This is a genomic window from Corynebacterium sp. NML 120412 (assembly GCF_002285155.1).
GTDB lineage: Bacteria > Actinomycetota > Actinomycetes > Mycobacteriales > Mycobacteriaceae > Corynebacterium > Corynebacterium gottingense.
On sequence record NZ_NSGL01000001.1, the window covers coordinates 1,201,195 to 1,215,969 of the forward strand.

Genomic DNA, 14,775 nt, shown 5'->3' on the forward strand with positions numbered 1-14,775 from the left:
TTGTTTATGAGCGCGGACCGAGCCGCGGAAGAGTTTCCGTACTCATCTGGTGGCGCGGTTTTTGCAGCCCGTCATAGCGGTCTTGTTGCTGTGATCACGCAGGACTGGCTGCGGGTAGTTGTTGGGGTCTGAACCGAGAGGGGTGCGCCCGGTTAGGACCGTTTGGAACGCTGCCGCTACGTCAGAGCCCGAAGGCTCCGCCACTGACGAGGATCACGATGCCGAGGCCGATGAGAACGACGGGAAAGAGGATGCCCTCCCAGCGTTCGAGCACTTCCGCGATCGGGGGGCGGGTGGCGACGAACTTTGCCAGGGCCACCAGGACCGCAACGAGCGCGAGGAAGATAACACAGTAGGCGACTACTGCGAGAGGTTCCACGCTGAGGAATACAGGGGTGTAGACGCCAATGTTGTCGCCACCGTTGGCAAACGTGACGCCTGCGACTGTCCAAACGCCGACCTTCTTGCCGGCAACCTTGGCCTCGTCGTCATCGTCGTCATCGTCTCCGCGCCAAGCCTCCCATGCGGCCCAGAGGCCGATGCCCAGAGGGATGAGACCAAAGTATGGAATAGCTGCCGGGGGCAGAAATGCTCCGGCGCCGATGGTCACAAGGATCGCGGCGACGAGGATGCCGGCAAATCCGAGGTACTGGCCGGCCATAATGCGCGCGGTTGTGCCGCGCTGGCCTGCCCCTCGCGCGAAGAAGAGAGAGAGCACGATGATGTCGTCGATGTTGGTAGCTGCGAACAGGCCTATCGCCTGCAAGACTGCGGTGAGGATCATGCGCCCTCCCCAGCTGTGTAGCACCCGGGAAGCGAGCAGGCGGGATCGATGCACGGGGCGTCTTCGTCTACTGCCAAGGAGGCATCGACCAATGCAGTCAGCGCCTGCGCCAAGTGCGGATCGGCGATCTCATATCGCGTCCGACGCCCCTCGGGCTCGGAGACGACAATCCCGCAATCGCGCAGACATGCCAGGTGGTTGGACACATTCGGGCGTGTCAGATTCAAAGCTCGAGCCAGTTCCGCCGGGTAAGCGGGATGGTCGAGCAAGGTCAAGATGATCCGCGATCGAGTGGGGTCGGCCAGTGCACGACCCAGGCGGTTCATCACGTCGAGACGTGAAGCAATAGTCAGCATGCACTGAACTAGTCAAATTCCGGGTAGCGGTGCAGCTGTGTGCGCTGCTCAAAGGACAGTGGAAGTGGCAGAGATTCCGGCAAGTTGCGAAAACAGTGTCGCCAGATCAAGGTTCATGTCGTTCGTGAACTGGGCGTAGTTCGGGAAATCCGAATTCAAGCGCGAAGAAAAGACCCGAACGACCCGAAACTTGATGACCTGATCATCTTGAACCGGGAAGGCTCGAACAAAATTATCGACCTGACCCGCAACCTCGATTCGATTCCCGTTAACGGCGAGAAAACCTCCAGGGTTGACGATGACGTTCTCAACCGCATCATCGCCGACCAAAGCGAACTTCAACGGCTGTACAAGCGAGACCCTAAGGCGCTCCAGGCACTCGTAGAAGCCGAGACCTCGGCCGCTGAGATCAAGGGAACTGAAGAACCATCGCGACGTCGTTAACACTATGCAATCGTGGCTCGATGACCACGAAGCGTTTGCCGAAGCGAAAAACGCGGCGGGTGGCGATGAGAAGGCGTGGCAGAACCTTCTCGAAGCCAACCCATGGGTCCTCGGCATTGGTCTCGGAGATAGGGCTCTACACCACTTGGGACGAGGGAAAACTTGAGCAAACAGTTCGCGGAGCAAACCTGCACACTTCCGGGAAACGTGCCGACGCCTTCTTAGTGTCCAACGGCCTGCTGCGTTCAGTGGCGCTGGCAGAGATTAAACACCCGGACACGCCTTTGCTGACACGGGACCAATACCGCAGTGATGTTTACGGGATCAGCCGCGAGTTCTTCGGCGCAGTAGCCCAGGCCAAGAAACGGTTCTAGTCGCCAAATGTTATGTCCATAGAGTTTTTGGACAAGGAGTCCAATGACTTTTTGGACATGGAATCCATGGAGTTCTTGGACAGTTTCTAGCGGGTCATTCTGGTGGCCTGCGCTTCGGTCGGGGCTTGGACAGTTTCGGGTTCATCCGCGGCGGGTGGCGGTGCTTCATCCCTTCAACAAGGTTGATGTTGATCTGCCCACCTGGTGGCCTGTGGCTCAGTGTGACCGGCAGTGGCACGCTGAAGAGGAACTCACCGTCATGGGCCGTGAAGAACTCCGCGACATCGCCGTTCGTGACCGTGGCGTAGAGCTGGCGGTTTTTGAACCTCAGGCCGATGTAGAGACCGTAGCTACACACACGAACGACACCGTCTTTGCTCACGCGGGTCTGGTCTGGGATACCCCAATCGTTTGTTGATTGTGTCGTCGGCACCGTTACTGTGGGGGTATCGGTGCCAGGTAAGCCTTGCTGAGCTGCCATGTCATCGGTGCTGGCCTCGGGTGAAGTTGCCGCTTCCCTGGGGCCGTTTCTGACTTCGGATGCTGCCTGCGGGTTGTGTGCCTGGTTGTAGGCCAGCACGCGGGCCCAGACCTGATCTGGATCAAGTGGTTGCGTGGGCGAAGGCGCCTTAGGGAAGGTCTCGAACGCCTGGTGCGGGGTGATGTGCATTTTGCCGACCAGCAGTGATTGGTGCCGTCGTCGCTCGTTGTATACCTGTCGATACTCAGCGAGATATGTGTTGACCTCGGCAAGGCTTGTGGGGTGGCGTGCATCAAGAAACTGGGTCAGCGTGCGGTGGGAGCGCTCATCTTTTCCCTGGGTTGTCGGAGCGAATCCCGCAATTGCGAGTACACCTTCGCTGGCGAGCCACGTTTCAGTGGCTGAAAGGTATCCACGGTGGTAGGCGGCAAACGCATCGCCGTTGTCGGAAAGGATCTCTTGGGGTTTGCCGTAGGTGGCGAACGCTTCAGCCAGCACGGCGCGCGCATCAGTACCGTTTTCCGGCAACGCGAACGCTTTGGTTCCGACGTCGAATCTGCTGGCGTCGTCGATGACCTGGTAGATCGTCACGAGCGTGTGCGCATAGTCGAAGAGGCGATAGACCAGTCCATCGATCTGCCAGAGTTCACCAACGAAATCACGGGCAAAGCGCCTATAGGAACTCCGTGGACGTTTGCGGGCATTAGCGTCGACGAACCCCAGCTCATGGAGCCATGCGGCGATTGTGGAACGTGAAGGGGTGCGATCGGGACCAACGGAGTCGAACAAGAAGTAGTAGATCGACCAAGGACCATAATCCAAGCCCTGCTCCATCAACGTCTGCCTGGCGTGGACGACTGCGATCTTGTCGGCGTCCTGAAATTTTCCGGCCGGGTGCTTCGGTGCAGTCGAATCTGGCACGATGCCAGATCGTCCTTTCTGCGTGATCCGGTTTTTGATGTTGTGATACGTCTGCCGCGAGATGCCCAGTTCTTTGCAAAACTGTGTGATTGTTTTGCCGTCGAGAATGGGATCGAAATCTGCGACTTTTCTGCGCTTGTGCAATGGAATAGCCATCCGGATATTCCACCGCTGTAGGTGTCCAAAAAGCCATTAGACATCCTGTCCAAAAACTTCCTGGACTCCTCGTCCAAAAAGTCCCTAGACATGACAGTTCTAGTCGCCAAAGAGAGCCACGCTAGCTGGATTCCCGAGAGGGACACCGAGGGCGGCAGCACTGGCGACGGTGCGAATTTGGTCGAGCCACGCTCGTTTTTGGTGATCGGCTCCATGAGCGACTTGTGTAGCTCGCAAGGAAACCGGATTGACGCGAAGTTCCGTAGCTTTGAAAGTTTCCGCTCGAACCTTAAGTCACCGGAGGTGCTTACCTTTGACGAACTTGTCGAGCGGGCGCGGTGGGATGTGGAGCTTGCCGAGAAGCGAGAAGGCGCGGAGACGGAAGTTCCTGACTTTGAGTTCTAAGACGAAGTTCCTGCTCGCGGCATTTGCTTGACTACTGTCGTGTAACCGGAGGAGGAACCCGGTGTAACCGGGGTGTAGCCGCGGATCTGATATAACTGGTCAGGGTGTTTCGTGAAAGCCCCGAAGTCTCGAGACATCGTTCCGGTTATGTCTCGGGGCTTCTTTCTTTTTGTTGCCGTTATCGCCGGGCCCCTGCGTAGGCGTTTGGCCCCCTGTACTGCATTCTCGCCATGCCGGTATCGGTATCTGGCGAAGCGGGGCGCACTGGCTTCATTGGCGGTAGTGATCCTGGAATCCATCACCCTCCGGCACATTCATCGTGCGAGGGTCAGCGGGGTAGTCCCCACCCCAGCGCGCCTCTGAGCACCCGCTCCATGACCCCACCGAAGTCGTATACGGACATGCCTGCGTGCGGACCAGCACGAAGGAGGTAGCGCGACACGAGCACGCCGAGCAGCACCGTTGAGAGGTCGATGACGGCCTCATACGCGCTTGCGGTAGTGGGGCGGGGTGCCGCGCCTTGATTTTTCTGCCTCAGCGAGAATCTCCCTCTCGATGTATCCGGTGACAGGGGCTCGGGTGTCCTTGTCGTTGAAGACGAGACGGAGGGTAGCGAGCACCTGCTCTTTGTGGATGAGGGACGCGTCGAGCACGCAACCCGCGACGAAGTACTGGAACGCACCGGAGCGGATTCGATGGAAGACGCATTTTGAGCGGTGATGGGACGATGAGGGTGACGTTAGCCGTCGCTAAGCGAGTGCTCACGCAGCTGCATCGGGACCCGCGGACCTTGATGCTGGTCTTCGTGGTGCCTTCGCTGCCGTATTGGATGCTCATTGATACGCCAACGTTCGGGGGTTCGCGCACGCGATCTTTGCGCTGTCCCCGTTCCAGGTGATGTTCCTCGTCGCGTCCATCACGACGCTACGCGAACGCCGACGAGGCACACTCGAGCGCACACTCACCATGCCCGTATCGCGTGGCTCATTCATCCGCCGGATATGTGTTGGCGTTCGCGCTGCTCTCATTCGTGCAGGTGCTGATTACGGTCGGAGTGTGCGTGGCGTGGCTCGGCGTTGAGGTCGAAGGCTCACTGTGGGCCTTCGGAGGGATGACGGAGCACAGCGCGTTCTCGCAGAGCAGCATCGCCATCGACGCGGTCTGCTTGCTGGCGTTCAGCGCGGTGCTGATCGGCGTGGCGTCGCTGAGCCTGGGCCGCCGGACAACAAACGTGTCCACAGAGGTAGACCACCCGACCACACGTCAACGCTGCCTGACAGAGTACTGCAACCTTACTCAGAGTTCGGTTACACTCACCAACATGAAACGAGGACTCGCCAGCACGCTCCTGCTCGCCTCCGGCCTTGCCATCAGCGCATGTGGCGCCCCGAATGCGGCACAAGATTCGCCCGAAACCGTGACGGTGAAACAGACCGTCACTGAGTACGAGGATCCGACGCCCGCCGAGACGGCACCACCGGCCGGGGAGGCGGCCCCGGAAGCCCAGCCGGAGCAGCCCGCGCCCGAGGCTACGCCGGCACCTCCGGCGGGGAATCACAACATCAATGTCGGCCAGGTCGGCGGCGATTGCGGAACAACCGATTCCGGAATTCCGATCAAGGCAGGCTCGGCGACCTCGTGCGAATTCGCCGCCGCGATGTTCGATGCCGCACTGCAAGCCACATTCACTGTTACCCACGTGGCGTCCTCAGAGGTTACCCAGGTGCCGCATGCAGCGGTCACGGTCGCAAGCCCCGTCACCAAGGAGACGTACAACCTTGACTGCCGTCTGGGCAGCGACTGGGCAACGGTGACCTGCGAAAAACCCGAAGACCGGACCGTGAGCGCTTGGTTCACCCCCGAACTCCCAGACCGGATGAGCAACTACGTCGACATTGTCGAGAACTACGGATAGCGCCCCCCGGGAGACCGGCGGGGGTCCGGGGCGGCCGTGCCGGATCGTATACGTCGAGGCCGCAGGGGCGCCGATAAGCTGCCGCTAGAACTCAGCCGGCATGATGATCCAGGCGGCGAGGTAGGCCAGGAACATCGGGAAGATGCCAAACAGGAGCAGGATGACGGCCAGCACACGGATGACGGTGGCGTCCATGTCGAAGTAGTCGGCGAATCCGCCGCACACGCCACCGATCATCTTGTTGGTCATGGAGCGGGTCAGGCGCTTCGGGGCCTGGTTGGGGTTGTAGCTCTGGTAGGTCATGATCGGTCCTTTCTCTCAAATCCTTGTCGGTACACCACCCATTAAACGTGCCTGGGAGGCGGCCGACAACGGGGTTTCCCCGGAGATACACCCCGATCTTTGACCCCTAGGGGGTGTTGTACGGGCGAGCGCGCTCCGTCATCGGCTGCGCACCGCGGTAGTCGGCGTAGCCGGGGACGTTGGTGACGTCCATGATGCCTTGGAAGAACTGCTTCAGCGCGCAAACGGTGCTGGGGTCCATATGGTCAAACACCACTCGGCGGACACTTTCCACGTGCTCGGGGGCGGCCGACTCGAGGCGGCTCATGCCCTCCGATGTCAGGCACACCAGCACTCCCCTGGCATCTCCGGGGCTCTTCTCCTTGGTCACCAAACCACGCTTTGCCATCCGCGTGACCTGGTGGGAGGTCCTAGAGCGGTCCCACTCCAGCTCGCTGCATAGATCCCGCAAACGGAGCGCCTGGTTCTCCGCCTCCGAGAGTGTGACCAGCACCGAAAACTCGGACGAGGAAAGGTCGGACTCCGCCTGCAACGTGTCGTCCAGCACGCGGGTGACCTTTCGCGACGCAGCGAGCATGAGGCGCCAGAGTTCCTGCTCTTCGTCGTTCAGCCAGCGGGCATCGTGTTTCATACTCTGCACCATAGCGGATGTGACTGCCCTAACAAAATAAGTGAATTCAGTTCGGGCGCTCCCGCTCCTCTCCTTTCCGCTAGTCCACTTCCCCGCCCGCGAATGCGCTCCCGGCCTGTTTGAGCTCGTCGATGTGGACGGTCCGCGCAGCGGCGACGCGGTCGAAGCGCTGTGGGAAGCACGTGAGCACGAGCACCTGCGCGGTCCTCCCCACCTGAGAAAACAGCGTGTTCATCAGGGCCAGGCGCTCCGGGTCGGTCGCACCAAGTGCATCGTCCACCACGACCGGCACCGGCGCGGAATCCCCCTCGGTGGACACGAGGTCCGCAATGGCAAACCGTGTCAGCAGCGCCAGCTGTTCCTTCGCGCCGCCAGACAGGGAGCTCAGCGGCACGGTCTGCTCGCCGATGGAACGGTCCGTAATCTGCAGGTCGTCGCCGAAATTGAACGCGACGTCCTTGCCGTAGATGATGCTGGCCCGCTTGCGCACCGCGTCACTGAAAGGCTTGGTGTACTTGGCGCGCGCCGCGTCGCGGTGCGCGTGCAGCGTCTCCCGCAACAGGCGGATCGCGTCCGCGCGACGGGTCGCCTTGGCAAGCGCGGTCTCCGCCTTGTCCAGCACGGCTTCGGCCTTGTCCGCCTTCTCCGCGGCACCCGCCGCCTGTTCGATCCGGCCGCGCAGCTCGGTGATGCGAATCGTGGCCTCGTGCTTCCGTTTCTGCATATTGGCAACCCTGGACTGCTCGCCCTCAAGCAACGTCTGGGCGAGCTCCACATCCGCCTCGGCCGCGGCGGCGGCGAGTTCGTCGGCGTCCTGCTTTGCCGATTGCAGCGCCGCGGTCGCAGCCGCGAGCGCCTCGTCGAGTGTCTGCTGCGTCTGTGCGGTTTCTGCCGCCTGGAACTCCTTGTCGGCGTTGGCAGTTTCGTTCGCCTTCGCCTCGAGGCGGGCTTCAAGCACCGCGAGTTCCTTCGCCGCCTTCTGTTCCGCGTAGGGCTTCAGCGCTGCCTCGGCGTGGTCCGCTTCCTGCTCGGCCTTCGCCAGCGCGGCGCTGGCCTCCTTCACAACCGAGTCGGCGTCAGACTCGCTGATCTCACTCCTCGCGCTGTCTGCCGCGCCGGACAGTTCTTCCAGTACCGTCACGAGGCGGTCACGCTCTGCGACGAGGGCATCGCGGTCCGTGCCCGCAAGTACGTCCTCGCGCCGCCGACGCGCGGCCTCCACTTTGGACTCATGCGCCTTGTACGCGTCGCGCGCGCCGCGCATCGCGTCGACGGACTCGCACCCGGCGTTTTCCAGCAGGCCGGCGAGCGCCTCCTCCGCGTCCCGGACCGCCTCGCGGGGGTCCTTGGCCCCCTGGGCTGCGCGGTAGGTGAGGTCGTAGCCGCCGATGGCCAGCTGCGTGCCGTCGAAAAGCTGCACCTCGGTGCCCTCGTCAACGCGCACCTCCCGCCCATCAACGTCGATGGTGCCCTGCTTGCCCGCGATGGCAAGCTTTGCCGACGCCGCGTCGCGGAGCTTCCGCTGCAGCGCCACCTCGTTTTCTGCCGCCTCCGCGGCGCGCACCGCCTTCTCCGTGATCTCCTTGCTCAGCGCCTGCTCCAGCAGCTCCTTGTAGGCCTGCTCCGCTTCGTCAACGCGCGCGAGGTGCGCCTTGAGCGTCTCGAGGCGGTGCGTCGCGCGGACGACGTCGCGGCGCTGCTCCGCCTCCTTCACCGCGGCACGGGCGCCGACGAGCGCTTCGCGGGCCGTCGCGGAGGCCGTGCGAAGCTGCTCCAGCTTGGCGGCTTCCTCCTCGCTCGCGGTTCGTGCCGGCTCGAGGGATCGTTCCAGCTCGGTGCGCTCCGTGCGCAGGGTATCGACGCGCTCGGCCAGCGCGGCACGCCCGGCCAGGTCCTTCTCGGCGCGCTGCACCTCAATTGCCGCCTGCGTGTACTTCTTCTGCGCGTCCGCCACCTTTTCGGCGAGTTCCTTCGCCTTGGTCGCGTCCTCTTCGCGCTCAGCCAGGTCGGCCTGCGCCCCCGGGAGCTCCGCGTCGACCTGGGCGATCTCCTCCTCGCGGCGCGACACCTCGTCCACAAACGCGCTGAGGCGCTCCACTTCGGCGACGCACGCATCGCGCGATTCCGCAGCGGCCTCCACGTCCTTTTCCAGCTGCTTCACCGACTTCTTCGGCTTCGGCGGCGTGCTGTTGGACCAGTACTTGGCGTACTCCTCCTCCACGGCCTGCATGAGCTTCGTGTCCTCGGTGGCGGAGTCGCCCTGCTCGTCGCTGCCGTCGAGCGCCCTGGTGATCGAGGGCACGCCCGCGGCCGCAACGGCTGGGTCCAGGTCTCCCTGGCGGAGGAAGAGCGTGTCCATAAGCGAGCGGTCCAGGTGCTCGTCCAGGATTCGGAACAGCTCGTCGTCGGCCTTCCTGCCGGAGAAGTTTTCCCGGCGCGGCGCGCGGACGGTCAACTCCGCCTTCTTCGACTTCACCCAGCGCTTGTGCACCACAAAGGACACTTCGCCCACGGTGGCGTCGAGCCAGACCTCGGGCCCCACATCCTTGCCCACGGGCGCATACTTTTCCACCTTGTTGCCGCCGGCGGTATAGCGCTCGCGCAGCACCAGGTCGAGCGCGTCCAGGATGGTCGACTTGCCCGCCTCGTTCGGCCCGTGGACGATCACCACGCCCGTATCGGGCAGGTTCTCCAGCTTCAGGTGGTCGATGGCGCGGAAGTGCTTAATTGTCAGGGAGTGAATTCGCATTGGCTACTTCGCCTCCTGGGAGAATCGGAACAGCAGGTTGACGGCGTCGCGCGCGGTCGGATCGCCCTGCGCGGCCTCGCCGACAAGCTGGTGCATCGCCTGGCTGGCGTATCCGGTCAGCGGGAGGTTGTCCAGCTCTTCCTCCCCCGGCTCGAGGTGCAAGTCCATGAGCCGGTCCCGCTCGTACAACGCGGCGAACACCGGCTCGAGCGCTGCCAGTTCGCGCTCCAACGTGCGGGTCGCTTCGAGCCCCAACGTTCCGGTGAGCGCGTACTTAATCACCGTGCGGTCCTTGTCGGGGTACGCCCGCAGCTGGTCGATGACCTCGGCGACGTCGTCGGCGTCGGTCACCTCCCAGCCGAGCGCGTCGAACGTCCAAATCCCGGTGCGTACCTTGTCCACGGACACCTCGGAGGCACCGCCGTCCTTGGTCACCGTGACCACCAGGGCGTTGCCGGAGTCGGATTCGCCGCCAGCCACAGCGCCCGAGAAGCCCGAGGAGCCCGCGGGGCCCGAAGTGCCCGAGCGCTCCGCGTAGTCTGTGGTTTCCGGGGCTCCGGAGAACCACACCTTGCCGGAGGAGCCCAGCGAGGCCGTCGAGTGCGAGTCACCCAGGGCGACGTAATCAATCACTCCGCGCGAGAGAGCATCTTCGAGGGGGTCGAGGTGGATCAAGGCTTCGTCATCATCCGTGCCAAAGCCCTCCACCTGGCCATGGCCGACGAGGATGCGGACCCGGTCCGAAGGCTCGAGGGCGCGGACCGCCTGCGCGCACAGGTCGTCCGAGGGGTATTTGGTCAGCAGCGGCGCGCCGACAATGTCGACCCCGTCGACCGCCTCTACCGGCTCCGAGGATGAAAGGACGGTGACGTTGTCGATGTCCTCCGTGCGGCTAAAAATTGAATCCGCAACGAACGGATCGTGGTTGCCAGGGAGTAAGAAGACCGGGACCGGCAGGCGGCGCAGCGCCTCGAGCGCGCGGCCAAGCGTGCGTTCCTCCAGCGAATTATGTTCGAAGACATCGCCGGCAATCACAATAAACTCCGCGCCGCGATCGCGCGCCAGGTTCCCCAGCGCGTCGATGGAGCGCTCCCGAGATTCGTCAAAACGAGCCTGGGCCTCGGGGCTTAAGAACTTTCGGGTCATACCGATCTGCAAATCGGAGCTATGGATAAATGTTGTGTGCGTCATGCTTTACACAACTACCAGGCCGACCGGACACCCGCCCTACCAGCATAGAATATACATTCCAAAACACCATGCTGAGCAGGCAGTTTAATCGGTGGTGAGGTCATCGTACAGCTCGGTGATGTCAGAGACCGCGCGCAGCTGATCGATGTTGGTAAAAGACACCGTCTGCATCGCCCGGTGCAGCAGCCCCGTGTCCGAATCATCAATCATCGGGGCCACCTTCGGGTGCGGCAGCGGCGGCAGATCCCGCCCAGCCCAGAAGTACTTGGATCCCGGCTCGGTGTTCTCCCGCGCGATGGACGTCGCCTCCTCGCGCACCGCCTGCTCCACCGACGCCATGCTCAGGTCGCGCAGCGTAAACACCAGCGACGGCGTGGTGTGCACGCGCGACGCCGCCACCTGGGCCAGCGCCACCGCGTGCTTGCACACGGACGCGCTGTCCGGGCACGTGCAGGAGAAATACACCTCGTTTGGGCTGGAGAAAAGCATCACGTCGAGCACTGTGTCCGGGAAGTCGCCTTGCATCGCGCGCTCGAGCGCTCCCGGGTTGCGCGCCAGCTCGCCGACCGCAACGCGCACCTCGCGTGGCGCGCGGAACGGCAGCATCATCGAGACCTCGAACGGGTAGTTTTGGCTGCCTACCACGGAGGCGTTGATCCGCGCGTTGTTGAACTCCAGGTTCACCACGTGGCCCTTGGAAGCGTAGTCGCGCCCGCGGTTCGCCCGGCCCAGGTCCGTCTTGCGGAGCGCCGCGTTGACCACGCGCTGCGCGGGCGCCGACATCGTAGATACAGCGCGCGCGGACAGCACCTTTTCGCCGGTCTCCTCCGCGGACGAGACGCGCCGGCGCTCGCCAAAGTTGGCGTAGATGACGTTGTCCTCGCTCGGACGTTTCTTCTCTGCCACTTACTCGGTCCTCCCTCGGAAGCTGATCAGGCGGGCCAGATCCTCGGTGTCCAGCTCCGTGATCCACCCCTCGCCCTCGCCGACCACCGCGCCGGCCAGGTGCATCTTGCCGTCCAGGACGTCCTGAATGGACTCCTCCATCGTGCCCTTGGTGATCATTTTGTACACGGTCACGTCCCGGCGCTGCCCGATGCGGAACGCGCGGTCCGTCGCCTGGTTCTCCACCGCCGGGTTCCACCACCTGTCCATGTGAATCACCACGGAGGCGGCGGTGAGGTTCAGCCCGGTACCGCCGGCCTTCAAGCTGAGCAGCATCGCCCGCGGCCCGTCGTCGCGCTGGAACTGTTCCACCATCGCGTCGCGGGCGCTCTTGCCCACCCCGCCGTGCAGGAACGGCACCTGTTCGCCCAGCTGGTCCGACAGGTACGGCTGCAGTAAGTCGCCGAACGCCTTGTATTGGGTGAAGATCAGGACGCGCTCGTCGCGCTCCACCGCTTGGTGCAGGAGCTCCATGAGCTTGGTTACCTTGCCCGAGCGGTGTGCGCCCCGGATGGTCACCGGCGAGCCATCGCCGAGAAAGTGGGCCGGGTGGTTGCAGATCTGCTTGATGCGCGTGATCGTGGCCAGCACCAGCCCGCGGCGCGCCATCCCTTTGCGCTGCTCGAGCTGCTGCTTCATCTCGTTCACCAGCGCCGTGTACAGGGCCGCTTGCTCCTGCGTCATCTCCACGGCGACGACGTGCTCGCTCTTTTCCGGCAGGTCGTCGATAATCGCGGCGTCCGTCTTCACGCGCCGGAGGATAAACGGCGCCGTGAGCCGCTGCAGCCGCTCGCCCATCTCATCGGCCAGGCCTTCGTCGCGCCGGGACTCGATCGCCTTGGCAAAGTGGTTGCGGAAGAACGCCTGCGAGCCCAGCATCCCCGGGTTCACAAAGTCCAGCAGGCTGCGCAGCTCGGACAGCTTATTTTCAATCGGGGTACCCGTCAGCGCAATGCGGTGTCGCGCGGGGATCGCCCGCACGCTTTTCGACGCCTGCGTCCCCGAATTCTTAATCGCCTGGGCCTCATCGCACACCACGTGATCCCACTGCACCCGGGCCAAATCCGTGAAGTCTCGCCCGACCACGCCGTAGGAGGTAATCACCAGATCCGCCTCGTCTGCCTTGGCAAACAGCTCGTCGCCCTTGGACCGGTTCGCGCCGTGGTGGACCACCACCTTCATCCCCGGGACGAAGCGGGCGGCCTCGCGCGCCCAGTTGCCCACGACCGAGGTCGGTGCAACCACCAGCGTCGGCCCGGTGCGGCGGCCCGCCGCCTCCTCGACCGCGAGCAGGGCGAGAAGCTGCAGCGTCTTGCCCAGCCCCATGTCGTCGGCAAGCACTGCCCCGAGGTTGTTGCGCGACATGTAGTAGAGCCAGTCCACGCCGCGACGCTGGTATTCGCGCAGCTCCGCGTGCACTGCCTCGGGGATGTCCACGCGCTCCGGGGCGGGCCGGTCCTGGCCGCCGACGAGCGAGGTAAACCACGTCGAGCCGGAGAACTCCACGGGCGATTCCGTCGCCGTCTCGAGCGCGAGTTGGCGCAACTCGGCGGCGGACACCTGCCCCTTGGTCTCGTCGTCAGCGAGCTCCTCGTAGCGCGCGCGGGCCTCGTCCGCCAGCTTGCGCAGCTCCGCGGCGTCGTCCGAACCGGCGGCCTCGGCCAGCTTGGCGCGCGTCTCAGCGGCCTCCGCCTCCAGGCGCGCCTTGTCGGCCGAGCTGCGCTGCAGCCGCTTCATGTACTGCTTGGTGCGCGACAGGTCCTTGCCGTCTGCAAGCACCCACTCGCCGCGCAGCTTGACCAGGCCGGACTTGGAGCGAACCAGCTTTTCCATCTCCTCGTCGGTCAGCTCCATATCGCCGAGGGAGACGCGCCAGTCGTATGAGACGAGCGTGTCAAAGCCCATCATGGTCACGGTGGAGGAATCGTACGGGTTCTCCGGGCGGGTCACGTGCAGCTTCGCCGAGGTCTCCGCCGTGGACCACGCCTTGGGCAGCATGACGGCAAACCCGGCCTGGCGCAGCTTCGACGCCTCTGTCTCCACGAACCGGACAATCTCCTCGGTGGAGAGGAAGCTATCCCAGTCGCCCCGATTCCGGTCTCGGATCGCCGACCCCTGGCGCGGGTGCCGGCGGGAGTCCACCAACTCCGTGACATCAATCGCCGCCTCGATGGACTCGCGCAGTGTCTGCGCGGTCTGGGCATCGAAGTCGGACAGGCGCGCGGGCCGCGGGGCGTCCGTCCCGGCGCGCACCTGCACACGCACGGGCCACTGCAGGTCCTCCGCTTCCTCTGCGGCGTCGGCGTCCTCCGGCTCGTCCTCGGGGGCCTCCACGAGGAAGACTAGCTGCAGGTTCACCGCGGTAATGGAGCCGCCCCACTCGTTGATCTGCTGCACCAGCGACGCGTTCCCGCGGCGCAGCGGGGTGCCAAAGACCAGCGACGCCACGAAGTCGTGCCACGGGTAGGGCCGGACTCTCGACGGCACGCCCACCGACTGCAGCCGCGCTGTGGCGATCCAGTGCGTCAGGGTCTGCGCGAGATCCTCGCTCAGGTTGGGGTTGTTCAGTGAGAGCACGCCGGGGGCGGCGGCGATCATCTCCGCCAACCAGCCGCGCTCCTGCACCCCGGTACCCAGCTGCCACTGCGCATACCAGTTCCCGTCGCGCCGGGGCACGTGGATGGTCACCCGGCCCGCGCGCACGAATTGGTTCAGCCCCAAGTACGCGCGGACCAGCCAGCGCAGGTCCGGGGCGATCGTCTCGCGCTGCGCCCCGGTGCTGAGCATCGAGCTTTCGTCCAGATGCGCCAGCGCGGCGAGGAACTCGATTGCGGTGCTCGGGGAAAACGTCGCCGTCGGTGCGCGCAGAATCGCCTCTTTGCCCTTCGGCGTTTGCAGCTGCAACCGTTGGCGGCCGCGAAAGTGGTTCTTGCTCAGCAACGATTGCACGTGTGACGGGAATGTCCCGTCGCGGACGGCATCAATCGTGACAACTCTGTGGCCAGAGACCTGCTCAATCCAAATATTGAGCCCGGACTCCGGCAGCCAAAGTCCGTGGAGCAGGTATTCAGGCATACCCACCCTTATACCACTCCGAGGAATTTTCCGGGCTCGCAGGTT

At 63.8% G+C, this 14,775-nt stretch carries 13 protein-coding genes; 4 read left to right on the top strand and 9 right to left on the bottom strand.

Annotated elements, in window-relative coordinates:
- Positions 1–181 precede the first annotated feature (181 nt).
- A complete protein-coding gene (locus CKJ84_RS05505) occupies positions 182–784 on the bottom strand; it encodes a cadmium resistance transporter (protein WP_095535075.1) in 603 nt (200 codons plus the stop codon).
- Complete coding sequence (locus CKJ84_RS05510; RefSeq protein ID WP_095275948.1) at positions 781–1,140, bottom strand: helix-turn-helix transcriptional regulator; 360 nt, start codon at positions 1,138–1,140, stop codon at positions 781–783. The genes CKJ84_RS05505 and CKJ84_RS05510 overlap by 4 nt, the downstream gene beginning before the upstream one ends.
- Before the next feature lie 39 nt (positions 1,141–1,179).
- Between CKJ84_RS05510 and CKJ84_RS12210 the strand changes: the two genes are divergently transcribed.
- On the top strand, positions 1,180–1,584 hold the full coding sequence (locus tag CKJ84_RS12210; RefSeq protein WP_158221674.1) for a hypothetical protein: 405 nt from the start codon (positions 1,180–1,182) through the stop codon (positions 1,582–1,584).
- Between the two features lie 20 nt (positions 1,585–1,604).
- Positions 1,605–1,958: a Shedu anti-phage system protein SduA domain-containing protein gene (locus CKJ84_RS05520; protein ID WP_095535077.1), complete on the top strand. Its 354-nt coding sequence runs from the start codon at positions 1,605–1,607 to the stop codon at positions 1,956–1,958.
- Between the two features lie 94 nt (positions 1,959–2,052).
- Here the strand turns inward: CKJ84_RS05520 and CKJ84_RS05525 are convergent, their stop codons facing one another.
- Complete coding sequence (locus CKJ84_RS05525; RefSeq protein ID WP_095546138.1) at positions 2,053–3,516, bottom strand: integrase core domain-containing protein; 1,464 nt, start codon at positions 3,514–3,516, stop codon at positions 2,053–2,055.
- A gap of 90 nt (positions 3,517–3,606) precedes the next feature.
- Between CKJ84_RS05525 and CKJ84_RS05530 the strand changes: the two genes are divergently transcribed.
- Together CKJ84_RS05530 and CKJ84_RS12495 are read left to right on the top strand one after the other, a co-directional pair.
- Positions 3,607–3,921, top strand: coding sequence for a Shedu anti-phage system protein SduA domain-containing protein (locus tag CKJ84_RS05530; RefSeq protein WP_095546418.1), 315 nt, complete (start codon positions 3,607–3,609; stop codon positions 3,919–3,921).
- 979 nt (positions 3,922–4,900) lie between these two features.
- Positions 4,901–5,836 carry a hypothetical protein gene (locus CKJ84_RS12495; RefSeq protein ID WP_233125507.1) on the top strand — a complete coding sequence of 312 codons (936 nt, stop codon included), beginning with the start codon at positions 4,901–4,903 and terminating at the stop codon, positions 5,834–5,836.
- An 84-nt stretch (positions 5,837–5,920) separates the two neighbouring features.
- Here the strand turns inward: CKJ84_RS12495 and CKJ84_RS05540 are convergent, their stop codons facing one another.
- From CKJ84_RS05540 to CKJ84_RS05565, 6 genes are all read right to left on the bottom strand, one after another.
- Positions 5,921–6,139, bottom strand: coding sequence for a PspC domain-containing protein (locus CKJ84_RS05540; protein ID WP_095275938.1), 219 nt, complete (start codon positions 6,137–6,139; stop codon positions 5,921–5,923).
- Between the two features lie 106 nt (positions 6,140–6,245).
- Positions 6,246–6,770 (bottom strand): MarR family winged helix-turn-helix transcriptional regulator, encoded by a 525-nt coding sequence (locus tag CKJ84_RS05545; protein WP_095546420.1) that lies wholly within the window; start codon positions 6,768–6,770, stop codon positions 6,246–6,248.
- Between the two features lie 79 nt (positions 6,771–6,849).
- Positions 6,850–9,519 (bottom strand): AAA family ATPase, encoded by a 2,670-nt coding sequence (locus CKJ84_RS12635; protein WP_095546178.1) that lies wholly within the window; start codon positions 9,517–9,519, stop codon positions 6,850–6,852.
- Positions 9,520–9,522: 3 nt separating this feature from the next.
- Positions 9,523–10,710, bottom strand: coding sequence for an exonuclease SbcCD subunit D (locus CKJ84_RS05555; RefSeq protein ID WP_095546179.1), 1,188 nt, complete (start codon positions 10,708–10,710; stop codon positions 9,523–9,525).
- Positions 10,711–10,794: 84 nt separating this feature from the next.
- Positions 10,795–11,616 carry a hypothetical protein gene (locus CKJ84_RS05560; protein WP_095536973.1) on the bottom strand — a complete coding sequence of 274 codons (822 nt, stop codon included), beginning with the start codon at positions 11,614–11,616 and terminating at the stop codon, positions 10,795–10,797.
- Entirely contained in the window at positions 11,617–14,730 is a 3,114-nt protein-coding gene (locus tag CKJ84_RS05565; protein ID WP_095546180.1) for a DEAD/DEAH box helicase, read from the bottom strand.
- Between the last annotated feature and the right edge of the window lie 45 nt (positions 14,731–14,775).